Origin of the sequence: Methylobacterium sp. J-076 (assembly GCF_022829405.1) — a bacterium.
Lineage (GTDB): Bacteria > Pseudomonadota > Alphaproteobacteria > Rhizobiales > Beijerinckiaceae > Methylobacterium.
Map to the genome: position 1 here is coordinate 1 of NZ_JAKSXW010000133.1, position 24,856 is coordinate 24,856.

21 protein-coding genes and 1 tRNA gene are annotated in these 24,856 nt (G+C 64.0%); 10 read left to right on the plus strand and 12 right to left on the minus strand.

Annotated elements, in window-relative coordinates; genetic code table 11:
* Positions 1–537 precede the first annotated feature (537 nt).
* Positions 538–1,533, plus strand: coding sequence for an aldo/keto reductase (locus MKK53_RS15480; RefSeq protein WP_243929603.1), 996 nt, complete (start codon positions 538–540; stop codon positions 1,531–1,533).
* A 283-nt stretch (positions 1,534–1,816) separates the two neighbouring features.
* Here the strand turns inward: MKK53_RS15480 and MKK53_RS15485 are convergent, their stop codons facing one another.
* Positions 1,817–2,692, minus strand: coding sequence for a transporter (locus MKK53_RS15485; protein ID WP_243929604.1), 876 nt, complete (start codon positions 2,690–2,692; stop codon positions 1,817–1,819).
* A 152-nt stretch (positions 2,693–2,844) separates the two neighbouring features.
* Entirely contained in the window at positions 2,845–3,390 is a 546-nt protein-coding gene (locus MKK53_RS25735; RefSeq protein ID WP_409564352.1) for an FAD-dependent monooxygenase, read from the minus strand.
* Between the two features lie 403 nt (positions 3,391–3,793).
* Between MKK53_RS25735 and MKK53_RS15495 the strand changes: the two genes are divergently transcribed.
* The 3 genes from MKK53_RS15495 (at position 3,794) to MKK53_RS15505 (ending at position 5,799) form a co-directional block, all read left to right on the plus strand.
* Positions 3,794–4,399: a hypothetical protein gene (locus MKK53_RS15495; RefSeq protein WP_243929606.1), complete on the plus strand. Its 606-nt coding sequence runs from the start codon at positions 3,794–3,796 to the stop codon at positions 4,397–4,399.
* A 74-nt stretch (positions 4,400–4,473) separates the two neighbouring features.
* Positions 4,474–5,280: a hypothetical protein gene (locus MKK53_RS15500; RefSeq protein ID WP_243929607.1), complete on the plus strand. Its 807-nt coding sequence runs from the start codon at positions 4,474–4,476 to the stop codon at positions 5,278–5,280.
* A gap of 171 nt (positions 5,281–5,451) precedes the next feature.
* Positions 5,452–5,799 carry a hypothetical protein gene (locus MKK53_RS15505; RefSeq protein WP_243929608.1) on the plus strand — a complete coding sequence of 116 codons (348 nt, stop codon included), beginning with the start codon at positions 5,452–5,454 and terminating at the stop codon, positions 5,797–5,799.
* Between the two features lie 307 nt (positions 5,800–6,106).
* Here MKK53_RS15505 and MKK53_RS15510 read toward each other — a convergent pair whose 3' ends face one another.
* Positions 6,107–6,478 carry a DUF2958 domain-containing protein gene (locus MKK53_RS15510; RefSeq protein ID WP_243929609.1) on the minus strand — a complete coding sequence of 124 codons (372 nt, stop codon included), beginning with the start codon at positions 6,476–6,478 and terminating at the stop codon, positions 6,107–6,109.
* A 219-nt stretch (positions 6,479–6,697) separates the two neighbouring features.
* Between MKK53_RS15510 and MKK53_RS15515 the strand changes: the two genes are divergently transcribed.
* Complete coding sequence (locus tag MKK53_RS15515; protein WP_243929610.1) at positions 6,698–7,267, plus strand: tyrosine-type recombinase/integrase; 570 nt, start codon at positions 6,698–6,700, stop codon at positions 7,265–7,267.
* 82 nt (positions 7,268–7,349) lie between these two features.
* Here the strand turns inward: MKK53_RS15515 and MKK53_RS15520 are convergent, their stop codons facing one another.
* The 6 genes from MKK53_RS15520 to MKK53_RS15545 form a co-directional block, all read right to left on the minus strand.
* A complete protein-coding gene (locus MKK53_RS15520; RefSeq protein WP_243929611.1) occupies positions 7,350–8,783 on the minus strand; it encodes a phosphotransferase in 1,434 nt (477 codons plus the stop codon).
* A gap of 2 nt (positions 8,784–8,785) precedes the next feature.
* Positions 8,786–9,676 (minus strand): sensor histidine kinase, encoded by an 891-nt coding sequence (locus tag MKK53_RS15525; RefSeq protein ID WP_243929612.1) that lies wholly within the window; start codon positions 9,674–9,676, stop codon positions 8,786–8,788.
* Positions 9,676–11,517, minus strand: coding sequence for an AAA family ATPase (locus tag MKK53_RS15530; protein WP_243929613.1), 1,842 nt, complete (start codon positions 11,515–11,517; stop codon positions 9,676–9,678). Before MKK53_RS15530 ends, MKK53_RS15525 begins: the two co-directional genes overlap by 1 nt.
* A 126-nt stretch (positions 11,518–11,643) precedes the next feature.
* Positions 11,644–12,966, minus strand: coding sequence for a tyrosine-type recombinase/integrase (locus tag MKK53_RS15535; protein WP_243929614.1), 1,323 nt, complete (start codon positions 12,964–12,966; stop codon positions 11,644–11,646).
* Between the two features lie 203 nt (positions 12,967–13,169).
* Positions 13,170–13,246: transfer RNA gene (locus tag MKK53_RS15540), tRNA-Met, on the minus strand.
* A gap of 93 nt (positions 13,247–13,339) precedes the next feature.
* Positions 13,340–15,325 (minus strand): OPT family oligopeptide transporter, encoded by a 1,986-nt coding sequence (locus tag MKK53_RS15545; RefSeq protein WP_243929615.1) that lies wholly within the window; start codon positions 15,323–15,325, stop codon positions 13,340–13,342.
* 127 nt (positions 15,326–15,452) lie between these two features.
* Between MKK53_RS15545 and MKK53_RS15550 the strand changes: the two genes are divergently transcribed.
* From MKK53_RS15550 to MKK53_RS15570, 5 genes are all read left to right on the plus strand, one after another.
* Positions 15,453–15,875 carry a CHRD domain-containing protein gene (locus tag MKK53_RS15550; protein WP_243929616.1) on the plus strand — a complete coding sequence of 141 codons (423 nt, stop codon included), beginning with the start codon at positions 15,453–15,455 and terminating at the stop codon, positions 15,873–15,875.
* 30 nt (positions 15,876–15,905) lie between these two features.
* Entirely contained in the window at positions 15,906–16,241 is a 336-nt protein-coding gene (locus MKK53_RS15555) for a hypothetical protein (protein WP_243929617.1), read from the plus strand.
* 32 nt (positions 16,242–16,273) lie between these two features.
* Complete coding sequence (locus MKK53_RS15560) at positions 16,274–17,179, plus strand: aldo/keto reductase (protein ID WP_243929618.1); 906 nt, start codon at positions 16,274–16,276, stop codon at positions 17,177–17,179.
* On the plus strand, positions 17,169–17,909 hold the full coding sequence (locus MKK53_RS15565; RefSeq protein ID WP_243929619.1) for an NADPH-dependent F420 reductase: 741 nt from the start codon (positions 17,169–17,171) through the stop codon (positions 17,907–17,909). The genes MKK53_RS15560 and MKK53_RS15565 overlap by 11 nt, the downstream gene beginning before the upstream one ends.
* Before the next feature lie 202 nt (positions 17,910–18,111).
* Entirely contained in the window at positions 18,112–19,461 is a 1,350-nt protein-coding gene (locus MKK53_RS15570; RefSeq protein ID WP_243929620.1) for an NTP/NDP exchange transporter, read from the plus strand.
* Positions 19,462–20,073: 612 nt separating this feature from the next.
* On the opposite strand, the gene gyrB is transcribed toward MKK53_RS15570, so the two are convergent.
* The 3 genes from gyrB to MKK53_RS15585 form a co-directional block, all read right to left on the minus strand.
* Positions 20,074–22,518: a DNA topoisomerase (ATP-hydrolyzing) subunit B gene (gene gyrB / locus MKK53_RS15575; RefSeq protein WP_243929621.1), complete on the minus strand. Its 2,445-nt coding sequence runs from the start codon at positions 22,516–22,518 to the stop codon at positions 20,074–20,076.
* Positions 22,519–22,828: 310 nt separating this feature from the next.
* The gene (locus MKK53_RS15580) at positions 22,829–23,797 is read right to left on the minus strand and encodes an aldo/keto reductase (RefSeq protein ID WP_243929622.1); all 969 of its coding nucleotides are present in this window, start codon (positions 23,795–23,797) and stop codon (positions 22,829–22,831) included.
* Positions 23,798–23,801: 4 nt separating this feature from the next.
* Positions 23,802–24,446, minus strand: coding sequence for an MBL fold metallo-hydrolase (locus tag MKK53_RS15585; RefSeq protein ID WP_243929623.1), 645 nt, complete (start codon positions 24,444–24,446; stop codon positions 23,802–23,804).
* Positions 24,447–24,856 lie beyond the last annotated feature (410 nt).

A 24,856-nucleotide genomic window follows, 5' to 3' on the forward strand; every position in this document is an offset into this window, starting at 1 on the left:
GCTGCACCTGGACGTCTTGTCGCTGGATCGGTGAGACCTCTCATCGAGCGTGTCGAAGACCGTGCAGTCGTAATTTTCGAAGTCGCCGAAAGACGTGATCGCGCGCTTCGGCTTACCGAGGACATTTCAGGGGCCATGCCCTCTTATGGCACACGCGCCCTGAGTGGTCGCCGAGGGATTGCTCCTCCGCCGGGCTATGATGCCCGCTTTTGACTCCGAACCAAAGTCGTGATGAGGCCGACGAACAGCTGCTTACAGGAAGCGCCGACACCGTTGTGAACGACAAGCTTGGAGCGTACACCACCACCGACTTCAACAACCACGCAGGCTACCGGACGGTCGAGCAGTCGGCGGCCGGCATCGTCTAGCTTGCCGACCAGGACGCTTCTAGGCCGACCGGAGGCTTCTTCTTCGATTGCACACCCGGTGCGGCGTTGGTGACTAAACCTAACTGGGGCGGGTTTCCGCTCTAGTGCTCCCGATCGGCTTCGCCACGGAGCAGTGATCACCGCTTCGGGATCGCCAAAGGATGAGAGCATGCAGTTCAGGAAGCTCGGGACGACCGGTCTCGACGTGTCGGCGCTCTGCCTCGGCTGCATGTCCTTCGGCGATCCGAAGGCCGGCGCCCACCCCTGGACGCTCGACGAAGCGGCCGGGCGGCCGATCTTCCGCGCGGCAGTCGAAGCCGGCATCAACTTCTTCGACACGGCCGACAGCTACTCGGCGGGTACCTCCGAGCGTCAGGTCGGCCGCTACCTTGAGGAGTTCATGCGGCGTGACGAGGCCGTCGTGGCCACGAAGGTGTACTTCCCCGAGGGTGCGGGCGGCGGTGAGAAGCATCCGAACCGCCAAGGCCTGTCGCGCAAGGCGATCCTAGCCGGCATCGACAACAGCCTCACCCGCCTCAGGCTCGACTACGTCGACCTCTACCAGATCCATCGTTGGGACTACGGAACGCCCATCGAGGAAACGATGGAGGCGCTCCACGACGTCGTGAAGACCGGCAAGGCCCGCTATATCGGTGCGTCCTCCATGTTCGCGTGGCAGTTCGCCAAGGCGCAGCAGGTCGCGAAGGCCAACGGCTGGACTCGGTTCGTGACCATGCAGAACCACCTCAACCTGCTCTACCGCGAGGAGGAGCGGGAGATGATCCCGTTGTGCCTCGACCAGGGCGTCGGCCTGATCCCGTGGAGCCCGCTCGCCCGCGGACGCCTCACCCGGGATTGGGAGGCGGGTACCAACCGTAGCGGCAGCGACGGCTACGCCACGAAGCTCTACGCGGCGAGCGAGGCGGCGGACCGCGCTGTGGTCGAGGCGGTGGCGCAGGTTGCGTCCGCGCGGGGCGTGCCCCGGGCACAGATCGCGCTCGCCTGGGTGGCAGGGAAGCGGGGCGTCTCGGCGCCGATCATCGGCGCCACGAAGCCAAGCCACTTGGCCGATGCAGTGGCGGCGCTATCGCTGAACCTGAGCGGCGGCGAGGTCGCTGCTCTGGAAGTCCCCTATATCCCGCACCCCGTCGTAGGCATCGAGTGACGGTTCGGCGTACTCGAGAGTCGGGGATCGCCCAGCCTACCATGGTTCGGGTATGTCCGCACATCAAAGTCGATTTGGATGCCAGACGACCGGGTCGGGTGGATTTCGGCTGGCCCGCTTCTGGGCGACACTGCGTAAAAGCGAACATGGTCGCCGCTCCCGCTCACGACCCGCCCTGAGTCCTGGCTGATCCGATCCATTCAGACATGCAGGATCCGGCAAGGGACGTTCGCGCATCCATCGCAGGTGAGAACGCCTCTCATCCCGCATGTCCAAAACGATTTCAGAACTTGCGTAGGATCGGGCTAGGCTGAGGTGCCTCGCCTTTATCCTGGTAGATCGGGACAGTTACGCGCAACCAGCCGCGTGTCTCAAGTCCTGCGTAACTGCGCTGAACAACGTCCCGCGTAACGTAGGCCTGGAGATTGACCGGGCCGAAGTTGTAACCCACGAGGCCGCCCACTGCGAACTGGCCTTGCCGAGCATAGGACGGATTGTTGGTCGGAAGGTCGGTCGATCCAAAGGCTACCGGCCCGATTTCCCACTTGCCAAAATGCTTGGTGGCCGTGAGGTCGAGGTTGAGGAAGTCGGAGTAAAAGGTACCGCTGGCCGATCGCGTATCGAAGAAGGTGCCGTACAGGAAGTTGCCTGTCAGGTTCCAGCCATCGCCATTGTATGTGATGGCGAAACGTTGATGCAGAACCGGATTTTGGATGACGATCTTGGTCTCGCTGGGTAGGTAGGCCCCGAGCAGGTAGCTGAAGTTGATATTGTTACCGAGCTTCCAGGCCACCTGCGCAGCGAGCAGCGTCTGGCCGAACCCGCTCTGGTACGCCGCGCCCCGTGTGCTCGAAGCTGTGATCGGCTGTAGCACGACAAGTTGCAGCCGTCCGCCGACCACCTCTGCCGGTGTCGCCCAGATGAAGGACGGCAGATTGATGTTCGAGTCGGTCCCGCGCGGGGTGATGTCCCGCGAGCCGAAACTGGACGTGTCAATGAGGTAGAGCCCCATCGGCAATGGCGCACCCGGGGCTTGCCCCACGGTCTGTCCAGGTTGTGCCGATGAGCCGGCCTGCACGGGGATGCCGGCCAACCCGTAGGTGAGAGAGGCTGAGATGGCAGCGATATGGATCGGTCGGATAAGCCCAGCTGTCGTCATTCCGCAGTCCAAGCCTCTCCGTAGTCGGATCGGCCGTTATTGCATGCCAGCACGGATTAAGTGGCGTTCCCGTGCGTGGGCTGCAGAGTTGCGACACGAGCGTAGCCGTTGGGCAACAGCCATCACGTCGAAGGCTCGCTTCCCCAGATGCTTCAAACCACGTCCACAGTGAAGCTCGGTGCGTAGCAGGGCGTCTGGTTTGAAGCGCCGGGCCGAGGTCCGTTCACCACCCCTAGCCAAGATTGCCGGATGGCCGACCAATGACCGCTTATGGGAAGTGCCGACGACCGCTCACATGACTGGGTTGGGTGGATTTCTGCCTGTCCGCTTTCGGGCAGCAAACTATAGAAGCGGACATCGCGTAGGGCCTCGTCAGCCTCCGGGCAGCGGAACAGCACGCTGCGCAACATACGCAGATGCCCAACGCCGTGCCGAGGGATGCCGAGCTGTTCGCGGATCGGGCTGGTGGCCTCGTCAGCGGCGATCAGGTAGCGCGCGCGGATTGTTTGCGTCTGACCGGTCGTCCGATCACTCACCTCGGTGTACTGGCTGAAGTTCAGCAGATCGACATTCAGCCGAAAGTCGGCGCCCCGCGCGCGGCTTCGCGCAGGATCGGCTCCAACTTGTCCTGCGGGATCGCGGTGCCGGTCACAGGTGAGAGATGAGCCTTGCTCTCCGACGCCTTGCCGGGGGTCCAGTGGGTTTCCGAGAGAGGGTCGCCGCTCAGGCTATCAAAACGGCCGCGGCGCAACTTGGAGTTGGTGTCCCATTGCGGGACCTAGTCATGCCCTAGGAACGAACTCCAAGGAGCTACGGTCGCTTTGTCACAGCTGAGCTCAAAAAGGCTGCGTTTCACATTCCAGCGGCGCCAGCAATGAGCCGCATGAATGCCTCCAACATACTGTCTCTGCTGAACTTTACTCCTTAACGATACCATTCGGCCTATTAGGTGCACTTGCTCTGACGGCAGTTGCCATTGAGCAATGGTCGAGGTTAATCCGCATTCCGAATTATTGCTAAATCTCTAGCGTACCGGTACCGGCCGAACGGCGACGCTCGAACGTCCCTGGAGGAAAGATGGCGATGAGATGGTCTGGGTGGATGGGTCATACGAAAAACTTTGCAGCAGCTATCACACTGTCTTGCTTAGCCCTCACTGCATCCTCGGTAGCACACGCCGATTACAGTTACACATTCATGATCACGCCACTCAGTGGCAATCTTACTGCTGAAACAGGAACTTTCTTCACAAGTACTCTTATCAACCCTATGACATCTACCAACATAAACTCCGGAACTTTTAGCTACAATGTTTCTGGTACGACCTATAATGGCGGATTAGCTGGTTTTAACGGATACTATGGCAGTTCAGTTAGTCCGACCAGCATCAATGTATTTAGCAGCGTATCATACATTACAACATCGTTTCGATCAGCTTCTCCAATTACATACGGAAAAAATGGCAGTTTCACTGCGCAAGTGTTCGCTAGCGAAACAGTTTCAGCGCCGAACTCCCCTCGTTTTGAGGGGGCCGGTACAGGCTTGTTTGAAGCATTCCTATCCTCCGCACCGAGCGGCGGCGGTGGTGGATCCGGCGGCGCCCCCACGCCCGAGGTGAACGCGGGCCTCGGCGTGCTTCTGGCCGGTGCCTCCTTCGCCTTCCTTCGGCGCAAGCGCGGCACACGGCATGAGCTGACGGCCGCCTGACCCTCCCGGTGGCTGATCCGGCCGCATCGCCACGCACTCTGGCACTCAGACCGCTCTCGGTCTGGGTTGCCCGTATGACCGCTTACCTTTCAGCCAGCGCCGCCAGTTGGGCGGTGCTGGTGTTTACCCTCGGCACCGCCCTCTCGGCTGAACTGCAACGCCACCTCGACCCGACCGTGGGCGCCCAGCCGCTCATCGAACTAGATCTCGGTGAAGCCTTCGCATCCGCCGCCATCCTGTCGTTGCTCCTGGCTTCCCCTACCCGGCCCGACCTCAACCTTCGCGACCTTGGCCTTCTCGTCCTCTGCGCCCTGTCCTGGTTCCTGCCGGAGTTCCACGCCGTCTATCTCGGCATGACCCTGGCCGGGCTCTGGCTGTTCTTCCGGCAGTCCCAGGGGAGCGCGCTGCGGGAAATCGGGCAGGTCTGGCTCGCCCTGTCGCTGTGCCAGTTGTGGGGGAAGCTCGCGTTCAAGGTCCTCTATGTGGTGATCGAACCCTACGAGGTCGGCCTGATGGCGCGGATCGGCCAGTGGGTGTTCCCCGGCCTGACGCGATCCGGCTTCCAACTCAGCACCCAGGCGGACTGGTCGATTGTGATCCTGGAGGGCTGCTCGGCCTTCCACAACCTCGCGCTCGCCACGCTGCTGTGGCTGTGCGTGCTCAAGATCGCCGGGCGCCGGGCGGACCGGGGGGCGTTCGCGAGCCTCGCGATCAGCGCCGTCCTCATCGTTGCGATCAACGTGGCCCGTATCCTAGCGATGGTGCCCTCGAAGGACGCCTATGCGTTCTGGCACGACGGGTCCGGGGCAGCCTTCGTCGCGCTGGTGTCGCTCGCGGCCTCGGTGCTGCCGATCATGATCCGCCTGGAGCGACAGGCGTGATGGTCGAGCAGCTTCGGGGGTGGGGGAAACGTCTCGCGGTCGCCGCCCTGTGTGTGCTTCTCGCACTCTCGGTGGCGACCCGCTTGCTAACTCACGACAGTGCTACGACCGAGCCCAGTCCTGCCGATGGGGCTAGGGCCGTAGACCTCGGGGAAGGCATCATCCTGACCGGTGCCGCAACTGCCCCCCCGCGACGTGCTGATCGGCGCGTGCTGGACACCAATACCCGTTGAGTTCGTAGAGCCCTCTCCCCACGGCACCGATACGTCCGTAGCCGGTCCGACGAACGCGGAAGACCGGGTGTTTTATGCCTTTCACGGCTGGGTGTTCGGGGGCCGGTTTGCCGGGTTGGAACTGATCATCCGGCATCTCATCTGGCGGGGTGTATCGATCCTTAGTCTGGACGGTGTCGGAGGACGGGACACGCTGGCCGTGAAGCTGACGATGCCTGCCGGATGCGCGGCTGATCCCGAAGTAGCGATGACCGCGCTTCGTCGTGAGGCGAGGGAAGGCCGGTAGGATGGCTGCTTTCGGGTAGCTCGTAGGCTTACCGGGGCGACTGGGTTGGGTCGATATGAGGCCGTCCGCTTTTTCAGCAGCCCGTCTCCTAAGCAGACGTTCTACTTACGGCGAATCTCGGTCATCTAGAGCGGACAAGCTCAACGTCCGCTTTTGAGTACGATGTCAGGGATTTGGAAAGACGGGGTCCTGATCGGCTATGCAAACGGAGCCGTCCGTGATTCACACGGTCTTCCGAGTGCCTGACGTGGTCGACGCTCCGCAGAACGAGGCGAACGTCCCGTCTACCGACCGCGCTTCCCTGGGTTCAGCGTCGGTTGCCCGAGATGTTAGTTGTTGGTTGGCCCAGCTCCACGATCCGACCAGCGGCTCGCGCTGCGCGTGCGTAGGCTGAGATGGGCTGCATGGGCCGGAAGGAGAGATCGCGTTCCAGCCCTATCACGAGGCCAGCGCTGACCTCCTTAAGCTCCTCCAAGCTCACATAACCCAGCTCGGGCTCGCCGAAGCCGAGGTCGCACAGCCCGTACAGGGTATCCCCATCGGGGTCCATCGCGCAGATCAGCCAAGTGGCCGGACCGGTGGGGTTGAACAGCTTGAGCACTGGGTGATGGTCACACTCCTGATCCCGACCATTGGCCAGGAGCAGCTCGCGCGTCGCAGCGTCAATCAGGGGCAGCATGAGCATCCTCGCGTGTGAGGCGAGGAGCGTGCAGCCGTAGGAGCGCGAGGGCGAGCAAACCAGTGCAAATGATGGCCAGATCCAAAACATCATAAAATACTACTTTTATGATGTTCTGCGCTAAGTCGTTGATTTAGCTGCGATCCACTAAACACTCGCCCTCACGCATCTCTGGAAACATCATCCTTTGCTGCAAATAGTGCAGAGTGTGAGGTTCTAGTGAAGCAGGCGCGCGTGCCCACGGAGGCAGAGTTCCGCCGGCTGGTGGCAGTGGTGAGCCAGGGTAAGCTCGGGCCGCGGAACCGCATGGCGCTCATGCTCAGCTACTTGGCCGGGCTACGGGTGGGAGAGATTGCGTCGCTTCGGCGGAGCGACCTTCTTGATGGCGATGGCAAGGTCCGGGAGCAACTCCGGCTCAGCGCGGCTGTCACTAAGGGAGGGCATGCCCGAGTGGTGTTCCTGAACGCTCGGCTTCGTAAGGAGGTGGAGCAGTACCAGTGCACCCTCGCTCAGCCCGTTGACCTGCTGCAGCCACTTTTGATCACCCACAAGCGTTCTGCGTTCAGCGCGAACACGTTGTGCCAGCTTATGCGGGGCTGGTACGACCTCGCTGGTTTGGATGGCGGATCAAGCCACAGCGGCCGGCGCTGGTTTATCACACGCCTCGCTCACGCGGGTATTTCACCCAAAGCCATTATGATGCTCGCTGGCCATCGGCATCTTTCGACCACGCAGCGCTATATCGATGTCAACGACGAAATGATGCGTGCTGCTGTCGAAGTCTTATGAATATTCGTCATAGACGTTCATCAGCCTAGTATTTTGATTAATTTTATAGATTGTAACCATTGGAATATCAAGTCAATGCCGATTAATAAGTCGCATCGAACGACCTCCTTACCGACTCAATTAGAGTAAGGATCAGTTTCTTGTCAGTTTCTTGATACTTAAGCTGGCGAAGAAGATAAGCATAAGCGGACGCATATACCTCCCGATCGCCGGCAGCTACGTTGTGGCACCATTGACGACAAGAGCGAATTAGATTCGCACAAGGACAACCCTCGATAAAGCCTTCCACCTCAGGCCAACGGGTTGCAACTATTTCCGGCGGCCATTCCCTTCGAATGTGTTGAAATTTTGGATGGAATAGAATACTAAATTCGAGCGTAATTGGATCTATAGCCGCCGCGCCGTCGCCAACATCGCCGAAATCGATAAGTATCGGCGTACCGTCGCCTTCTACAAGTATGTTTCCCCCATGCAGATCGCCATGAAGACAGGCCCATTTAGTTTGAATTCTTTTCGACTCCATCTCTTTGGCCCAAGACAAACCGTACGTCTCGATCAGCTCCAACGCCTTATCATCCTTCAGCAATCTTTGCCGAATTTGCGCGACAGTCCTAAGAGAATTTGGAACCGCGATTGTCCAGGGTACCATGAGCTGCCGAACCTGATCTACGGCAGCTGCGGCCTTCTCTGAATCTCGCTCGAGCAATCCAAATAAACTATCGTTAAATCCGTCAAGCAAGCGATAGAAAGCGCCAGCCGAATTTTTTGCTCCAGACCTTACGACTTCGACCTTTTGCGGAAACGCGCCTGCTCGCAGCCTTACTACATCCCGGTCGTAGCGCGATATTTCATCGTCCACTTCTGAAACATCAGCAATCTTCCCTACCGCAGTAATTCGCTGAGCACCGTTACTATCCTCAACCGTAATTCTAAATACCCTGGAGTCTGATAGACCGCCAGTAAGAGCAGCAACATGACAGGAATGCCCGTTGCGCCGTCGTGCAAAAATTCTCAAAATTCGCTTTTGTTCTGGAGTAAGATCAAGTTGCTGTCCGTGACTGGGCAGCTCAATTTCGTCTGTTACCGCCACGCAAGCCGCCGTCACTCGCAATTCGTTCAACATTTCCGGAACGCGAGTCTTTCGTAGCATCTGAATCAAAGGTATCGGGATTCGATCTCCCCAAACATCATCTCGGTCTGCATAATCACGAAATAGATCAGTCACAAATTCATCAGCGGAAGAGCCGGTCAGGAAATAAATAGGAGTACCTTGTGCTGTAGATCGCGCCTGATAGAACACTGTTTGTCCATGCTCGACTGCTTCGTCGAGTGCACCGTCCGTGGTGGGTATTTTCAAATCGAGCAATATTAGATCGTAAAATCCGTCTTGCAATGCAGTAAGCGCACTATCTCGACTTTTGGCAACGACCAATTCATGAGGATGGGCCACGAGCTGTAACCTTGGAATTATCTCGGGGAGAAATGTCTCATCGTCCTCTACAAACAAAATGCGCATATTTATTTGAACCACTTGATTTCGAAGTGCGCGCCCACGTCTCTCGAGGGACGCAGCGCAATCTCACCTTCGAGAGAGTCCATCGCTTGCCGAGCGATGGCAAGCCCCATCCCGCTGTGGCCTCTCTTTGTGGTGGAACCCACATTGAACGCACCTTCCATATTAGTTCCCAGCCCTGGCCCTCGATCCATTATCGCAAGCCAAATTTCGATATCGGTGGCCCCCCAGTTGATGATCACGGGATGAGAGTCTTCGTGTTGCGGCACAGTCACAACACCTTCCAAAGCATTTCTTAAACCGTTGCTGATGACCAATTTTATGAGGCTAGGATCGCTTTCTATGATAAAAGGTCGCGGACCAGTAGTCGAAATTTTAATCTCATAATTTGCGCCTTCTTCTCTCGCTACGTCGTCCACCAGCATCGCAAGATCGAATTGACGTCGTCTAGGCGTTGAGGCTGCGATCTTCAAAGTCTCAATTGCGGTAAATAAGCTATCAAGACGATCTAGCTGTACTTTGACTCCACTTTTGTCAAAGGCTGGAACTTCTTCCTGGGCTCGCAAGCGAAGGACGCCTACTATAGGCTGGAATTCATGCAAAAGAGTGGCAGCGACTTCCTCGACCGCTCGCGCATGAATTTGTTTGACATTTTTAGCAGTGGCATCCTCTTCGCTTTGCGCTGCAGGCGCGACCTGCGGAGGCAGGGAATCTTCGGCTTTCCCGATGGCAGCTATAAGAGCCTTTCGAACCCAGACTACTGTCTCATCTCGCAGAACGGCTCTGAGCAGAGGGAGATCTTTGGTCGTAACAGAGCGTCGAATATGCCGGGCTGCAGTTAGGCGCTCGTGCGGTGACGAGGACCTAATCAGCAATCTAGCTTCGTCGTTTTCCATCAGCTCGTATGCCGTGAATAGAATGCCGCTCGACGATCGAAGGCCTCTTTCCCACCCTCCATTCCGGTGATCGCGCCCACAACTGGCTGAGCTTGGAGGTTATCACGTAGTACAACGAAACCCCTCTTCCCGTCGGAGCCCATTTGTGTGACAATTTCAGCATTACCCAAAACGGGAATGTTTGCGTTGTGGGTAGAAAAAATCATTTGCGTATCTTTGGACCTGTTCCCGACCGCCTTTATGACAGTTTCGGCTATGAACGCGTTGTCGATATGATCCTCTGGTTGATCAACAATGAGGACTTTACCTCTATGATTCAACAAGATTGGTAATATCACCGTGCAACGCTGTCCAGTTGACAGCTCGGAAATGTCTTTAAAGTCCTGCCCATCCAATAATTTCATCACAACATTGTCTTCGATAAGGCATGTAGCCAAGTCTCCCATACTCCGCTCTCTAAATTGTGCTAACACCCGCGCCGCTCGATCTTTCGTCATATTTGTTATGTCGGCAATCGAGGCGTAGTCGTTATTTTCTGCGGCTTCGAGTAGCTCGCGAGGGCTTACGCTTTCCGATAGCTGAAGTGCAATATCGTTATAACGCAAGCCACTCCCTCGCAACGCCGCGAGTATAACCTGGAAGTATCCGTCAATTTGTCCAGCTCGTTGCACTTCGACCCGTATTCTCGGGCCTAGCTCTTTGTTTAAGATTTGCGAAACATTCTGACGATCTTGAAACTTCTCTTCTCTTAAAGTTTCAAGTATATCTAAGTGATTGTTCCGGAGTTCTCGGAGCTGAGCAAAATGAATTGACTTATCAGACAATAGATCTCGCAGAGAATTAAGTTGAGCTTGTTGTTCCTTTAGGCTCGAACTCTGACGAGCAACCGCGCCGGCACCTTCTTTGATCGTTTCAATTTCTCTTCTAAGCTGGCGTGCCTGCTCGTCGAACGCGACCCTTTTCTCGATCACACCTTCAAGTACTTTTGCCGCCTCGGTATATAGCTGGTAGAATTCCGACTGAGTTCCGACAATTTTGTCGATGATAGCAGTTAATTTGGGTCTGAGGCCTGATAGCGGATCGTCGCTATTTGGGTTTTGCCACGTTTCTGTGGTCGGAGATGATTGTTGGAGCTGCTGTATTTGAGTAGACCAAGCGCGAATTGAGTTTTGGAACCTTTCAATGCTAGCTTGAGCGACAGCGGAAGATGCTGTCTGCGAAGCAAGACGGCCTAATGCTTGCTGTTTTAAAGCAACAGACGCGGAGCTTTTCGCGAACTCTCTTTCTTTGACAGATACTTCCTTCAGCATCTGCGCGAGCTGAGGCAAATGCTTCGTTTGTTCCTGTAATTGTATGATTTCTCTTGATGTTGTCTCTACATCGACCGTCAATTTCTTGATTTTTGCAATTTGTTCGTTCTCTGCCTGTTTGGAAGATTCGATTTTTTTCAAGAAACTGTCAATTAATCTAAGGCGACCACTTGCATGCAGACCAACTGTTTCGATCTCAGTCTGGGAGAACACAAGAGGGGGCAGGAATGGGGCTGTCGTCCTCGGAGATTTGTCTGTCGCGGTCCGCGATACAATTATCTGAGTGTTACCATCCTGAAGCGTGACTGTGATCTGTCCAGACCCCAGTACTGAAGTCGCATGCTCAGTCGCTTTTTTTGTTGACTCCGTTGTGAAACCGCTCACACCCAGAGCGTATCTTATAAGTTCTATAAGAGAAGTTTTGCCTGTTCCACGAGCACCAATAACTACGTTGAGCCCCGGCTCAAAGTAGGTATCTAGACCGTCGAGAAAGCCTTCTTCGATTTGAACTCGCTTAATGTACAATGGCACTCCTCCGTCAATGCGACACGTGGTGGTTCCTGATAGTGTGTACAGGAAGGTCCTTGGAACGTTTTTTAATCTTCGGTTCGCATAACGTGCGTTATCGTCGCCCACCATATATGCAAGATCAATAGCTTATGTCCGCACCCATTCGGGCCTGAGCCGATCCACCACACGCTCAAGCCGCACCTGGCCGTAGTGCTTGTCGATCATGGCCAGGGACGTGCGGCAGTTGCGGGCTACGTCGAGCACCTCGGCCCCGTTTGCCAATTGCTCGCTAATGTAAAAGTGGCGCAGCGAGTACGGTGTGCGCTTGATGCCCCTGTGGTCCCGCTCGAGCCCGGCCGCCTTCACCAGTTCGGTGAAGCCATTGGCGACCGAGCTGATGCGTTTGCCCTGCTCGCTCGCAAACACTGGGTCCGAATCAGCTGGCTCTCGACCCATGCTGCGGTCGAACAGCATCCACAACGTGTCGAACCACGGGATCGCGGCCTTCTGCGGGATGGCCTTGCCGCTCTTGCCTTTGCCTCGCACCTGCAGCCGGATGTCTCGATCATGCACGCTCTTGCCCCTGCCGGCGCGGTAGCCCAGCACGTCGCCCCAGGTGAGGTTGTACATCTCGGTCGGCCGTAGGCCTGAGAACGCGCCGATCATCACGTACGCATGCAGCACGGTGCGATCACGTCGAGTATGGTCGTCCAAACGCTTGATGCGCCATGCCCGTTTATCGCTGGCGCGCACCTCTGCACCCGTGCCATCCATGATGGGATCCACCAACCGGTTGAGGCTCACAGCCTCCAGCCGGGCGAACTCATGGGGCTCGAAGCTGGGCCGCCGATTGTCTGGCGCACGCCGGGCTTTGATCGTGATCTCCGGCGGGGTCTTGAGGTAACCCTGGCGCGAGGCCCAGCGCAGCAGCGCGCGCAGCACCACGGTCTCCCCACGCTGGCGGCTCAGGGACGGTGCCGCGCGCCGCACGGGCCGGCGCAGGCGATGGCCGTCACGCTCGTACTCGATGTGCGTGATGAGCTTGCCTGGCCCCTCGGTCCAGTAGGTGCGCCGCCACTCCGCGTAGCGCTCCATATCCGCTTCGCTAACCGCATCCACGGGCTTGGCACCGAAGAAGCCCACGAAGTAGCGGCGAATCAAGGCCGGTTCGCTCTTGCCCTGATCTGCTCGCCGCTCTCCGCGCTCCACCTCGCGCTGGATCTGGGTGATGTACTCCTCGGCCACGCCCTCGAAGGTGTGCGTCTTGGCCGTGAGCCCCTGTTTGGCGCGGTAGGTAGCCTCGTACCAAATGGCGTCGGCGCGTCTCTCGGCCTCCCGGAGGTCGTCCGTGTCGAGGGATCGCTTGAACTGGCCCTGTCCCCGGATGCTGAAGCGCACCTGCCATCGGGTGCTGCCGGCGCGCTGAAACAGCTGGTAGCGCTCGGCTTGGTCGTTGCCAGGGGTGCTCAAGATGCGTCCCTGTCTGGTTACTGCGGTGCGGCGGACTGCGCTAGAAGTGCGCTAGGCTGCTCCCAGAGCCCCCAGCAAACCGTTACGCCCACACGACAATTTTCCCGCTGCGCTAGCGCTGTTCTAGGATTTAAAGCCGAAATCTGCTGAGAGCAAGGCAAACAAAAAGCCCCGCTAAGTGCTTGGCGGGGCTTGGGAATTGTTGGTAGCGAGGGAGGGATTTGAACCCCCGACACAAGGATTATGATTCCTCTGCTCTAACCAACTGAGCTACCCCGCCCCAAAGCGCCGCCGGCCCTGGGGGCTGCGCGCGACGGGCGGGGTATAGGGAGAGGGGGCGCTCGGTGTCAACGGGCCTCGCGCCGGTTCCGCGTCAATTCCCGCGGGTCAGGGGCGGCGCGGGGCGCATCAGGGCTGCGGCGATGATGCCGAGGGCGAGGCCGAACACCCCCAGACCCAGCCACAGGGCGGTTCCGTCGCTTACGGTGCCCGCCAGCGACAGCGATCCCGTCCGGCCGCCGGCCGCATCCACCGCCGCGAGGCCGACGCCGACGAAGCTCTCTCCCACCAGCAGCCCCGAGGCGATCAGGATGCCCCGGCGGCGGGACTGGACGAGCCCCCCGGGGTCGCGCCGCCGCAACGCCCGCTCGCAGACGAAGCCGAGGAGCCCGCCGAGGCCGATCGTCATCTCCACCGAGAGCGGAAGGTACATGCCGATCCCCACCGTCAGGGCCGGAAAGCTCACCCCCCGGCGCTTCAGCACCCGTTCGAGGCCCACGGCGCCCAGGCCCAGCACGCCGCCGAGCAGCAGCATCGGCCAGGGCAGCGTCCCGTGGACGATTCCGTCGGTGATCTGCGTGACGAGGGCGGCCTGCGGCACCGCCAGGGCCTCCCGCGGGTCCATGCCCGGCCGCGGCAGGGCGCCGACGAAGCCGTAGGCCCCGTAGAGGAGCGAGAGCAGGGGCACGATCACCAGCGAGCCCACCGCCACGCCCAGCAGCAGCACCGCCTGCTGCCGCCAGGGCGTCGCGTCCACCAGCTGGCCGGTCTTCAGGTCCTGCAGGTTGTCGTTGGCGATGGAGGAGGCCGTCACCACCACCGAGGCCGCGAGCAGCACCGCCGCCATGGCGAAACGCTGCGTGTCGGGCGGGGCCGCGACGCCGACCACCAGGGGCACCGCCACGGCGCCGACCATCGCGGCCAGGATGCCGATCCCCGAGATCGGGCTGGTGGACGAGCCGAGCAGGCCCGCGAGGTAGCCGCACACCGCCGCCATCGCCGCGCCGAACACGTAGCAGAACAGCACGCAGGCCGCCGTCACCCACGCCGCGGTCGAGCCGGAGAGTCCGGCCGAGAGGCCGAAGGTCTGGAACAGGGCGGCCAGCGGCACGGCGAGGGCCAGCGCGCCGACCCCCACCCAGAGGATCGGCAGGTCGCGCTCGTGCCGGGGCAGGTCCCGGGCCGGGCGGCGGGCGGCGGCGGCGGCCTGCCCGATGCTGGCCAGGATCGGCCGCGCCAGGGCCGCCACCGTCCAGAACCCGCCCACCGCGATGATGCCGGCGCCGACGAGGCGCACCTGCCCCGCCCACACCGCCTGGGCCGCCTCCCCCGGGCTCACCCCGGCCGGCGGGCCGAGGGCGGTGAGGAGCGGGACCAGGATCCCCCAGGCGATGGCGACGCCGGTCAGCAGGGCGAGGCAGGCGCCGATGCCCACGAGGTAGCCGACCCCGATGAGGGCCAGGGAGAACCCGCTGCCGACGCTGAACGCCGCGCCGCCCACCGCGAAGGCCGTCAGCACCCCGTCCGCCAGGAGCCGCACGCCGTTGGTGAGGAAGGCGACGAGGCCGGAGCCCGCGGCGGCGGCGAGCAGGGTCGTCAGCCCGCCCCTCCCCTCCTCCGTGTGCCCCGCCCTGAGCACCTCGGCCGCGGCGATGCCTTCGGGATAGGGCAGCGCACTGCCGGTCACCAGGGCCCGCCGCAGGGGGATCGAGAACGCCACGCCGAGCCAGCCGCCGACGAGGCAGACGAGGCTCGTCTCCCAGAACGGGAAGCCGTGCCAGTAGCCGATCAGCACGAGGCCGGGGAGGACGAGGATGACGTTGCACAGGGTGCCGGCCGCCGAGGCCTGGGTCTGCACGATGTTGTTCTCGAGGATGCCGCCGCCGACCAGCCGCAGCGCCCCCATGGAGAGCAGCGCCGCCGGGATCGAGGACGAGAACGTCATCCCCGTCTTGAGGCCCATGTAGATGTTGGCCGCCATGAACGCGACGGTGATCGCCGCGCCGAGGACGAGGCCCCGTGCCGTGATCTCGCGCCCGTGCCGGCCCGCCGTGGCGGCGATCTCGTTCCTCGCGTCCATCGTCCCTCGCCGGTCGCCGAGACCGCAGGACACCACGTCCCGGCCGTGACGACAACGTGATGGCCGCCGCGGCAGATGCCCCTATCTGCCCAGGTGGGTCCCGTGGGGGCCCGCCTGGGAGACCTCCATGACCCACCGCATCGCTTTGCTCGGCCTCGGCCTCGCGTTCCTCACCGTCACCGGCGCCCAGGCGGCCGAGGGCTTCCGCGCCGCGCTCACCGGCGCGTCCGAGGTGCCGGCCACGGAGTCGAAGGGCACGGGCGAGGTGACCGCCAGCTACGATGCCGCCACCAAGCGCCTGAGCTGGAAGGGCAGCTACAGCGGCCTCACCGGCCCGGTGACGGCGGCGCATTTCCACGGCCCCGCCAAGGCCGGCGAGAACGCGGGGGTCCTGATCCCCGTGGATGCCAAGGCGAGTCCGTTCTCCGGCGAGGCGACCCTGGACGAGGCCAAGGCGGCGGATCTCGAAGCCGGAAAGATGTATTTCAACCTGCACACCGCGGCGAATCCGAAAGGCGAGATCCGCGGCCAGGTCGAGCCGGCGCGCTGAGGCCGGCCCCCACGCGAGACGCCCGACACAATGAAGCAACTTGAGGCCATCATCGCCTGGACGCCGGCCCGCTGGGCCGACCTGCGGCCGGACACCGCCGGGCAGGTGGCCGTGCTGCCCCTGGCCGAGGCGGCGGCGGCCAAGCGTTTCGCCATGCGGGCGGGGGCGAGTTCCTCCGCCCTCGCCACCCTGTCCGAGGAGGGGCGGATCGCCCGCCTGTTCATCGACTTCCAGACCCTCGTCGTGCGCGACGGGATCGCCGTCCAGGCCGCCCACCGGGCGTTCCTTGCCATCGACGAGTACCGCTACCGCATCGCCCCCGACACGGAGGGCGCCGAGTTCGAGGACCCGCCCGAGGAAGACTGAGCGGCCCGCCCCATCGCCAGGAGACCAGCCCGATGCCCGTATCCCGACGCACCCTCCTCGCCGCCGCCGCCCTCGCGCCGGTCGCGCTCCGCGGGGCGAAGGCGGAACCCGGCCTGATCCGGCGGCCGATCCCCTCCTCCGGCGAGCTGCTGCCCGCGCTCGGCATCGGCACCTCCCGGCGCTACGAGGTCGAGCCCACGCCGGAGCAGGTGAAGCCCCTGCGGGAGGCGGTGGAGACCTTCGTGCGCCTCGGCGGCACGGTGATCGACACTGCCCCGAGCTACGGCACCGCCGAGGAGGTGCTGGGCCTGATCCTGTCCGAGGGCGACCTGCGGCAGAAGGTGTTCCTGGCGAGCAAGGTCGACACACGCGGGCGTGACGAGACCAGGGCCGGCTTCGCGCGTTCCCTGAAGCGGCTGCGGACGGACCGCCTCGATCTGGTGGCGGTCCACAACCTCATCGACACGACTGACAACCTCGCCGTCCTGCGCGACCTGAAGGGGGAGAAGGCGATCCGCTACCTGGGCGTCACGGTCTGGAAGGACAACCAGTTCGACGGGCTGGAGCCGGTGATGCGCAGCGAGCCCCTGGACTTCGTGCAGGTGAACTACGCCATCGACAACCGGGCCGCCGCCGAGCGCATCCTGCCGCTCGCCGCGGACAAGGGCATCGCCGTGATGGTCAACGTGCCCTTCGGGCGCGACCGGCTGTTCAAGGCGGTGCAGGGCAAGGACCTGCCCCCGGTGGCGAAGGAGATCGGCTGCGTGAGCTGGCCGCAATTCTTCCTGAAATACGTCCTCGGCCACCGGGCGGTGACCTGCCCGATCCCCGGAATGGCCAAGGCCGCCTATGTCGAGGACAACCTCGGCGCCGCCCACGATCCGCTGCCCGATGCCGGGCAGCGCAAGCAGATGGAGGCCTTTATCGATGCGCTCTGACACCCTCTCGCGCCGCGCGGCGCTCACCCTCGCCGCCGCCCTGGCGCTCACCGCCTCCCCCGCCCTCGCCCAGGACGCGGCCGGCAAGATCAGGATCGGCGTGATCGGCGGCGGCAATATCGGCAGCACGATCGGCGGCCTGTGGGTGAAGGACGGGCACGAGGTGATGTTCGCCTCGCGCCACCCGGAAAACCTCAAGCCCCTCGTGGACGGGCTCGGCCCCAAGGCCAAGGCGGGGACGCCGGAGGAGGCGATCAAGTTCGCCGACGCGGTGTTCCTGGCGGTGCCCTACGGCGCCTATCCCGCCCTGTCGAAGGAGGTCGGCCCCCTGCTGAAGGGCAAGGTCCTCCTGGATGCCGGCAACGCCACCCAGAAGCGCGACGGCGAACTCTACGACGAGGTGCAGAAGAACGGCCTCGGCGTGACCTCCGCGAAGTATTTCCCCGAGGCGAAGCTGGTGCGGGCGTTCAACTCGGCCAACTACAAGGTTTTCGCGAAGGAGGGCGCCAACGGCGGCAAGGACCGCGCGGGCGGGCGCATGGCGATCCCGATCGCGGGCGACGACCCGCAGGCGCTCAAGGTGGCCGAGGGCTTGGTGCGGGATGCCGGGTTCGACCCGGTGGTGATCGGCGGCCTGAAGGACGCGGACAAGGTCGCCATCGGCGCCCCCGGCTTCGGGCACGACGTCACCGCGCCGGAGCTGAAAGAAAAGCTCGGGCTGACGAAATGACGGGCCGCCGCCGGGAGGCCGCGGCACGCCGCGGCTTTCCCGGATCGAGGCCCGGCCCGGACCGTCTTTGCGAGCGAAGCGAAGCGACCCAGGGACGCGCCCCATCCTGAGCCGTCCCGCCGCCCTGGGTCGCTTCGCTGCGCTCGCGATGACGGCGCGGGTGCAGCGGGGCAAGGCGCCCTTTCGGAACCGACACGGCCCCATGCCAGACCCGACCCCCGCCCGCAGCCCCCTTGCACGGCTCATCGACATCAGGCCCGGGGAAGGGCCGGCGCTGGCGTGGTCGTGGGCCTACATCTTCTCGATCCTCGCCGCCTACTACGTGCTGCGGCCGATCCGCGACCAGATGGGCGTGGCGGGGGGCATCGAGAACCTGCCCTGGCTGTTCACCGCCACCCTCGTCGGGATGCTGGCCCTGAACGTGCCGTTCGCGTGGCTGGTGAAGCGGTTGCCCCGGGCGCGGTTCGTGCCGCTGACCTACCGGTTCTTCGCCCTCAACATCGTCGGCTTCGCCGCCGCGCTCTTCCTCGCCCCGCCGGAGTGGGACGTGTGGATCGGCCGGGTGTTCTTCATCTGGCTGTCGATCTTCAACCTGTTCGTGGTCTCGATCTTCTGGGCCACCATCGTCGATGTGTTCTCGAACGAGCAGGGCCGGCGGCTGTTCGGCTTCATCGCGGCGGGGGCGACGCTCGGCGCCATCGCCGGCTCGGCCACCACCGCGGTGCTCGCGAGGAACGTCCCGACCTGGGGGCTGATGCTCTGCGCCGTCGTGCTGCTGGAGGCGGCGGTGGTCTCGATGCGCGGCCTCGCCCGGCTGGCGCAGCAGCTTCACGAGGTGCCGGGCGGCGGCAACGAGGGCACGACCCGGGACACCGCCATCGGCGGCAGCATCTGGTCGGGCATCACCCGCACCCTCGCCTCGCCCTACCTCCTGAACATCGCCCTGTTCCTGCTCCTGTTCTCGATCACCTCGACCTTCCTGTATTTCGAGCAGGCGGGCATCGCGAAGCGCAGCTTCCCCGATCGCCAATCGCAGACGGCGTTCTTCGCGAGCGTCGATCTCGCGGTGAACGTGCTGACGCTCGGGGTGCAGCTGTTCCTCACCGGGCGGATCGTCGGGCGGATCGGGGTGGCGGCGACGCTCGCTCTCCTGCCGGCCTTCAGCATCCTCGGCTTCGCGGCCCTGGCCTTCGCGCCGACCATCGCGGTGATCGTCGCCTTCCAGGTGCTGCGCCGGGCCGGCAACTTCGCCATCGCCCGGCCGATCCGCGAGGTGCTGTTCACGGTGGTCCCCCGGGAGGACCGCTACAAGGCCAAGAGCTTCATCGACACGGTGGTCTACCGCCTGGGCGACCAGGCCGGGGCATGGTCCTTCACCGGCCTCGGGGCGCTCGGCCTCGGGGTGGCGGGCGTCTCGGTCGTCGCGGTGCCCCTGTCGGTGCTGTGGTTCTTCAACAGCCTATGGCTCGGCCGGGCGCAGGACCGGCGGCGGGCAGCGGAGGTGGCCACGGAGCGGGGTGCCGCCCCGCGGCCCGAAGGACGGGAGCCGTAACGCCCGACCTCCCACCCCGCCATCCCGAGCGTGCGGCCGGACAGTCCACGCCCTCCCCGTCATTGCGAGCGCAGCGAAGCAATCCAGGGCAGCGGGCCGCTTCAGAACGTAGCGCGTCCCTGGATTGCTTCGCTTTGCGCGCAAGGACGGGGTTGGATCACGACGGCCATCCAAGCGGGATGAGGGGATGGAAGCGATCGAGCCGGCTTCTTGGCAGACGCCGAGCGTCCGGCCGCACAGTCCACGCCCTCCCCGTCCTTGCGAGCGTAGCGAAGCAATCCAGGGCAGCGGGACGCCTCAGGACATGGCGCGTCCCTGGATTGCTTCGCTTTGCGCGCAATGACGGGGTTGGATCACGACGGCCATCCAATCGGGATGAGGGGATGGAAGCGATCGAGCCGGCTTCTCGGCAGACGCCGAGCGTCCGGCCGCACAGTCCACGCCCTCCCCGTCATTGCGAGCGCAGCGAAGCAATCCAGGGCAGCGGGACGTCTCAGGACATGGCGCGTCCCTGCGTTGCTTCGCTTTGCTCGCAGGGACGGCGTTGGATCACGACGGGCAGGCCGCTCGTCCTGATCTTTCCAGGCGAGCACCCGGACGGCGCGCGCCGCCTCACACGTCGAGGTTCGACACGCTCAGCGCGTTCTCCTGGATGAACTCCCGCCGGGGCTCCACCACGTCGCCCATCAGCTTCACGAACAGGTCGCCCGCATCGGTCGCGTCCTTCACCCTCACCTGCAGCAGGGAGCGCACGTCGCGGTCGAGCGTCGTCTCCCAGAGCTGCTGGGCGGTCATCTCGCCCAACCCCTTGTAGCGCTGGAGCTGGAGGCCCTTGCGGCCGAAGGCCATCACCGCCTCGAACAGGCCGACCGGGCCGTGGAGCACCGTCTCGTCGGTCTTGCGGACGAGGGTCACCGGCTCGCCGTAGATCTCGCGGAAGGCGTCGGCGCGCTCGGCGAGGCGGCGGGCCTCCTGCGAGGTGACGAGGCCCGCATCCAGCGTCGCCACCTGCTTCACGCCGCGCAACGTCCGGGTGAGGCGGTAGCCGCCCTCGGCCACCTCCCCCTCCCAGCCGCGCTCGATGTCGTCGGCGATGAGGTCGAGGCGCTTGGCGGTCACGTCCGCCAGCACCTCGGCCTCGCCGGGCCGGTTGTCGATCTCGGGGTCGAAGGCGCCGGCCAGCACCGCCTGCTCCACCACCGACCGGTCGTAGCGGGTGTGAAGCCCCTGGATGACGCCGCGGAAGCCCCGGGCCTCGTCCACCAGGGCCCGCAGCTGCGGGCCCGTGAACTCGGCCCCCGTGGAGAGGCGCAGCACCGCGCCCTCGACGCCCTGCTCGATCAGGTAGTCTTCGAGCGCCCGCTCGTCCTTCAGGTAGATCGCCCGGCGCCCGCGCTCGGCCTTATAGAGCGGCGGCTGCGCGATATAGAGGTGCCCGCGGTCGATCAGCTCCGGCATCTGCCGGAAGAAGAAGGTCAGCAGCAGGGTGCGGATGTGCGAGCCGTCCACGTCCGCATCGGTCATGATGATGATGCGGTGGTAGCGCAGCTTGTCCGGGTTGAAGCCCTCGCGGTCGGTGGAGGACCGGCCGATCCCGGCGCCGAGCGCGGTGATCAGCGTGCCGATCTCGGCGGAGGAGAGCATCCGGTCGGCCCGGACGCGCTCGACGTTGAGGATCTTGCCCCGGAGCGGAAGCACCGCCTGGAACGCCCGGTCCCGGCCCTGCTTGGCCGAGCCGCCGGCCGAGTCGCCCTCGACCAGCAGGATCTCGCATTTCGACGGATCGCGCTCCTGGCAGTCGGCGAGCTTGCCGGGCAGGGAGGCGATGTCCAGCGCGCCCTTGCGGGTGACGGTCTCGCGGGCCTTCCGGGCCGCCTCGCGGGCCGAAGCCGCGAGCACCACCTTGCTCATCACAACGCGGGCCTGCTGCGGGTTCTCTTCGAGCCAGGTCGAGAGCCCCTCGTTCAGCACGTTCTCCACCGCCGGGCGCACCTCCGAGGAGACGAGCTTGTCCTTGGTCTGCGACGAGAACTTCGGGTCCGGCACCTGCACCGAGATGACCGCCGTCAGGCCCTCGCGGCAATCCTCGCCGGTGAGCGAGACCTTCTCGCGCTTCGAGACGCCCGAGCTGTCGGCGTACCCGGTGATCTGCCGGGTCAGGGCGGAGCGGAAGCCCGCCATGTGGGTGCCGCCGTCCCGCTGGGGAATGTTGTTGGTGAAGGGCAGCACCGTCTCGTTGAACGAGTCGTTCCACCAGAGCGCCACCTCGACGCGGATGCCGTCGCGCTCGGCGCGCACGACCACCGGGTTGGCCATGCCGTCGATCGGCTTCTTCGAGCGGTCGAGGTAGCGCACGAACGCCTCGATGCCGCCGTCGTAGTAGAGCTCCTCGCGCTTCTTCTCGGCGTGGCGGGCGTCGGTCAGGATGATCCGCACGCCGGAATTGAGGAAGGCCAGCTCGCGCAGGCGCTTCTCCAGCGTCGGATAGTCGAACTCGATCATCGTGAAGGTGTTGGTGGACGGCAGGAAGGTCACCTCCGTGCCCCGCCGGCCTTCGCCGGGCCCGACCACCTTGAGCGGCGCCACGGCGTCCCCGTGGCGGAACTCCATCGCGTGTTCCTTGTCGTTCCGCCACACCCGCAGCTTCAACCACTGCGACAGGGCGTTGACCACCGAGACGCCGACGCCGTGCAGGCCGCCCGAGACCTTGTAGGAATTCTGGTCGAACTTACCGCCGGCATGGAGCTGGGTCATGATGACCTCGGCGGCCGAGACGCCCTCCTCCTTGTGGATATCCACCGGGATGCCGCGACCGTTGTCGGTCACGGTGCAGGAGCCGTCGGCGTTCAGCGTCACCGTCACGAGGTCGGCATGGCCGGCCAGCGCCTCGTCGATGGCGTTGTCGACCACCTCGTACACCATGTGGTGGAGGCCGGAGCCGTCATCCGTATCGCCGATGTACATTCCGGGGCGCTTGCGGACGGCATCGAGCCCCTTGAGGACGCGGATCGATTCTGCGCCATACTCGGCAGGCTGGGTCTCGGGTGTATCGGCCATGAATGTCCTCGGGCAGGCTGCGGACTTCTCGCGCTCAGCGTGTACGCGGCGAGGGCGCTAGCCTGCTCATGCTTCCTATCGCCCCAATATAGGTGTTTTGTGCTGCCGATGCACGCACTTATGGCCGTCCCGGACCGGCCCGTGCACGGGCTTTCGGCAGCCTGTGGACACCGTCTTTCGCAAACGCCCCATCGCCTTGAACGCCACCGTCTCCGCGAGCGAAGCGAAGCGATCCAGGGCGCCGCCACCGCCTGAGACGGTCCGCACCCCCGGGCCGCTCCACTGCCCCCGCGATGACGGCGCGCGGTCGTCACCCCTTGTCCGAAATTCCCCCCGCGCTCGCCGCATCGAGCCGTGCGATGGCGTCCGGCGACAGGGTGAGGCGCACGGCGCCGAGCAGCTCGTCGAGCTGGGCCACCGAGGTCGCGCTGGCGATGGGCGCGGTGATGCCCGGCCGGGCGATGATCCAGGCGAGCGCCACCTGGGCCGGGCTCGCCCCGTGCGCGCGGGCCACCGCGTCCAGCACGTCGAGGAGGGCGAAGCCGCGGGGGTTGAGGTAGGGGGCGACCCGGTTCTCCCGCGCCCGCCCGGAGGCCGACCCCGCCTCGCGGTACTTGCCGGTGAGAAACCCCGCCGCCAGGGAGAAGTAGCCGATGACGCCGACCTCCTCCGACCGGCACAGGGGCTCCAGCGCGGCCTCGTAGTCCCGCGCGGCGAGGCTGTATTCCGGCTGGAGGCAGTCGTAGCGGGGCAGGCCCTTCTCCGCCGACACCGCCAGCGCCCCGGACAGGCGCCCCGCGTCGTAGTTCGACGCGCCGATGGCCCGCACCTTCCCGGCTTTGACCAGCCGGTCATAGGCCGCCAGGGTGTCCTCGAACGGCACGTCGGCATCGTCCAGATGCGACTGGTAGAGGTCGATCCGGTCGGTCTGCAACCGGCGCAGCGAGGCCTCGCAGGCCCGCTCGATATGGGCGGCGGAGAGGCCCTTGCCGGCCTCGCCCATGTCCATGCCGACCTTGGTGGCGAGGACGATCCTTTCCCGGGCGCCCGGGCGGGCGGCGAGCCAGCGGCCGATCACCGCCTCGGACTCGCCCCCGGAATGGCCCGGCGCCCAACGGCTGTAGACGTCGGCGGTGTCGATGAAGTCGAAGCCCTGCTCCACGAACCGGTCGAGGATCGCGAAGGAGGTGGCCTCGTCCGCCGTCCAGCCGAAGACGTTGCCGCCGAGGCAGAACGGGGCGACGGTGAGGCCGGAGCGGCCAATGCGGCGCTTGTCCATGGTGTCAGCCCTGCAGGAATGGGTTGGAGACGCGCTCCTCGCCGAGCGTGCCGGTGGGGCCGTGGCCGGGGATGAAGGCGATGTCGTCGCCGAGCGGCAGCACCTTCTCCTTGATGGCGCGGATCAGCTGCTCGTGGTTGCCCCCCGGCAGGTCGGTGCGGCCGATGGAGCCCTTGAACACCACGTCGCCCACCAGGGCGAAGCGCGCGTCGCGGCTCACGAACACCACGCTGCCGGGCGAATGGCCGGGGCAGTGCAGGATGTCGAAGGTGAGCTCGCCCACCCGCACCACGTCGCCCCCGTCGAGCCAGCGGTCGGGGGTCACCGGCCGGGCCGGGTCGAGCCCGTACTGGGCCGCCGTCGCGGGCAGGGAATCGAGGAGGTACTTGTCGGCGAGATGGGGCCCCTCGATCGGCACGCCGAGCTTTTCGCGGAGTTCGTCGGCCCCGGCGGCGTGATCCACATGGCCGTGGGTGAGGAGGATCTTCTCCACCCTCACCCCCTGCTCGGCGATGGCCGCCTCGATCCGGTCGAGGTCCCCCCCGGGATCGACCACGGCGCCGACCTTGGTGGCGTCGTCCCAGATCAATGTGCAGTTCTGCTGGAAGGGCGTGACCGGGATGATTCCGGCGCGGGGCGTTCCTGGCATGGGGCGGGCTCGTGGGTGGACGGGTCTGTCACCCTCTCTAACGCGCCGGAGCCCCGGCCGCACCCCGCCCGGGTGGCCGGGCGAGCGCCGGACGCTAATCGGGGGGCAGAGGCCGTAAAGGGGGCGAGCCATGCGCACAGTGCAATGCGGGAGCGACGCCACGCGCCTTGCTTGCTGCACCGCGTCAACGTACTTGCTGCATCGCAGGAACGCGATGGCGTCGCGGTCCTGTTGCCCTTCTTGGGCGTTTCCTCCCTAGACTTCGGGCCACTCCTTCGGGGGTGGCCTTTTTTCTGTCCGGGACGCGGACGCTAGACGGCGCGTCGGGCGGCCACAAGTCTCCGCCGGCCGTGGTGGAGTACCGGCATCCCGGGGCAAGGCGCGACCGAGCGGGCGCCTGCGTCGCGTCC

Coding starts and splice junctions, on each gene's coding strand:
- MKK53_RS15480 (WP_243929603.1), top strand. CDS start 538: ATGCAGTTCAGGAAGCTCGGGACGACCGGTCTCGACGTGTCGGCGCTC.
- MKK53_RS15485 (WP_243929604.1), bottom strand. CDS start 2,692: ATGACGACAGCTGGGCTTATCCGACCGATCCATATCGCTGCCATCTCA.
- MKK53_RS15495 (WP_243929606.1), top strand. CDS start 3,794: ATGGGTCATACGAAAAACTTTGCAGCAGCTATCACACTGTCTTGCTTA.
- MKK53_RS15500 (WP_243929607.1), top strand. CDS start 4,474: ATGACCGCTTACCTTTCAGCCAGCGCCGCCAGTTGGGCGGTGCTGGTG.
- MKK53_RS15510 (WP_243929609.1), bottom strand. CDS start 6,478: ATGCTGCCCCTGATTGACGCTGCGACGCGCGAGCTGCTCCTGGCCAAT.
- MKK53_RS15520 (WP_243929611.1), bottom strand. CDS start 8,783: ATGCGCATTTTGTTTGTAGAGGACGATGAGACATTTCTCCCCGAGATA.
- MKK53_RS15525 (WP_243929612.1), bottom strand. CDS start 9,676: ATGGAAAACGACGAAGCTAGATTGCTGATTAGGTCCTCGTCACCGCAC.
- MKK53_RS15545 (WP_243929615.1), bottom strand. CDS start 15,325: ATGGACGCGAGGAACGAGATCGCCGCCACGGCGGGCCGGCACGGGCGC.
- MKK53_RS15550 (WP_243929616.1), top strand. CDS start 15,453: ATGACCCACCGCATCGCTTTGCTCGGCCTCGGCCTCGCGTTCCTCACC.
- MKK53_RS15555 (WP_243929617.1), top strand. CDS start 15,906: ATGAAGCAACTTGAGGCCATCATCGCCTGGACGCCGGCCCGCTGGGCC.
- MKK53_RS15560 (WP_243929618.1), top strand. CDS start 16,274: ATGCCCGTATCCCGACGCACCCTCCTCGCCGCCGCCGCCCTCGCGCCG.
- MKK53_RS15565 (WP_243929619.1), top strand. CDS start 17,169: ATGCGCTCTGACACCCTCTCGCGCCGCGCGGCGCTCACCCTCGCCGCC.
- MKK53_RS15570 (WP_243929620.1), top strand. CDS start 18,112: ATGCCAGACCCGACCCCCGCCCGCAGCCCCCTTGCACGGCTCATCGAC.
- gyrB (WP_243929621.1), bottom strand. CDS start 22,518: ATGGCCGATACACCCGAGACCCAGCCTGCCGAGTATGGCGCAGAATCG.
- MKK53_RS15580 (WP_243929622.1), bottom strand. CDS start 23,797: ATGGACAAGCGCCGCATTGGCCGCTCCGGCCTCACCGTCGCCCCGTTC.
- MKK53_RS15585 (WP_243929623.1), bottom strand. CDS start 24,446: ATGCCAGGAACGCCCCGCGCCGGAATCATCCCGGTCACGCCCTTCCAG.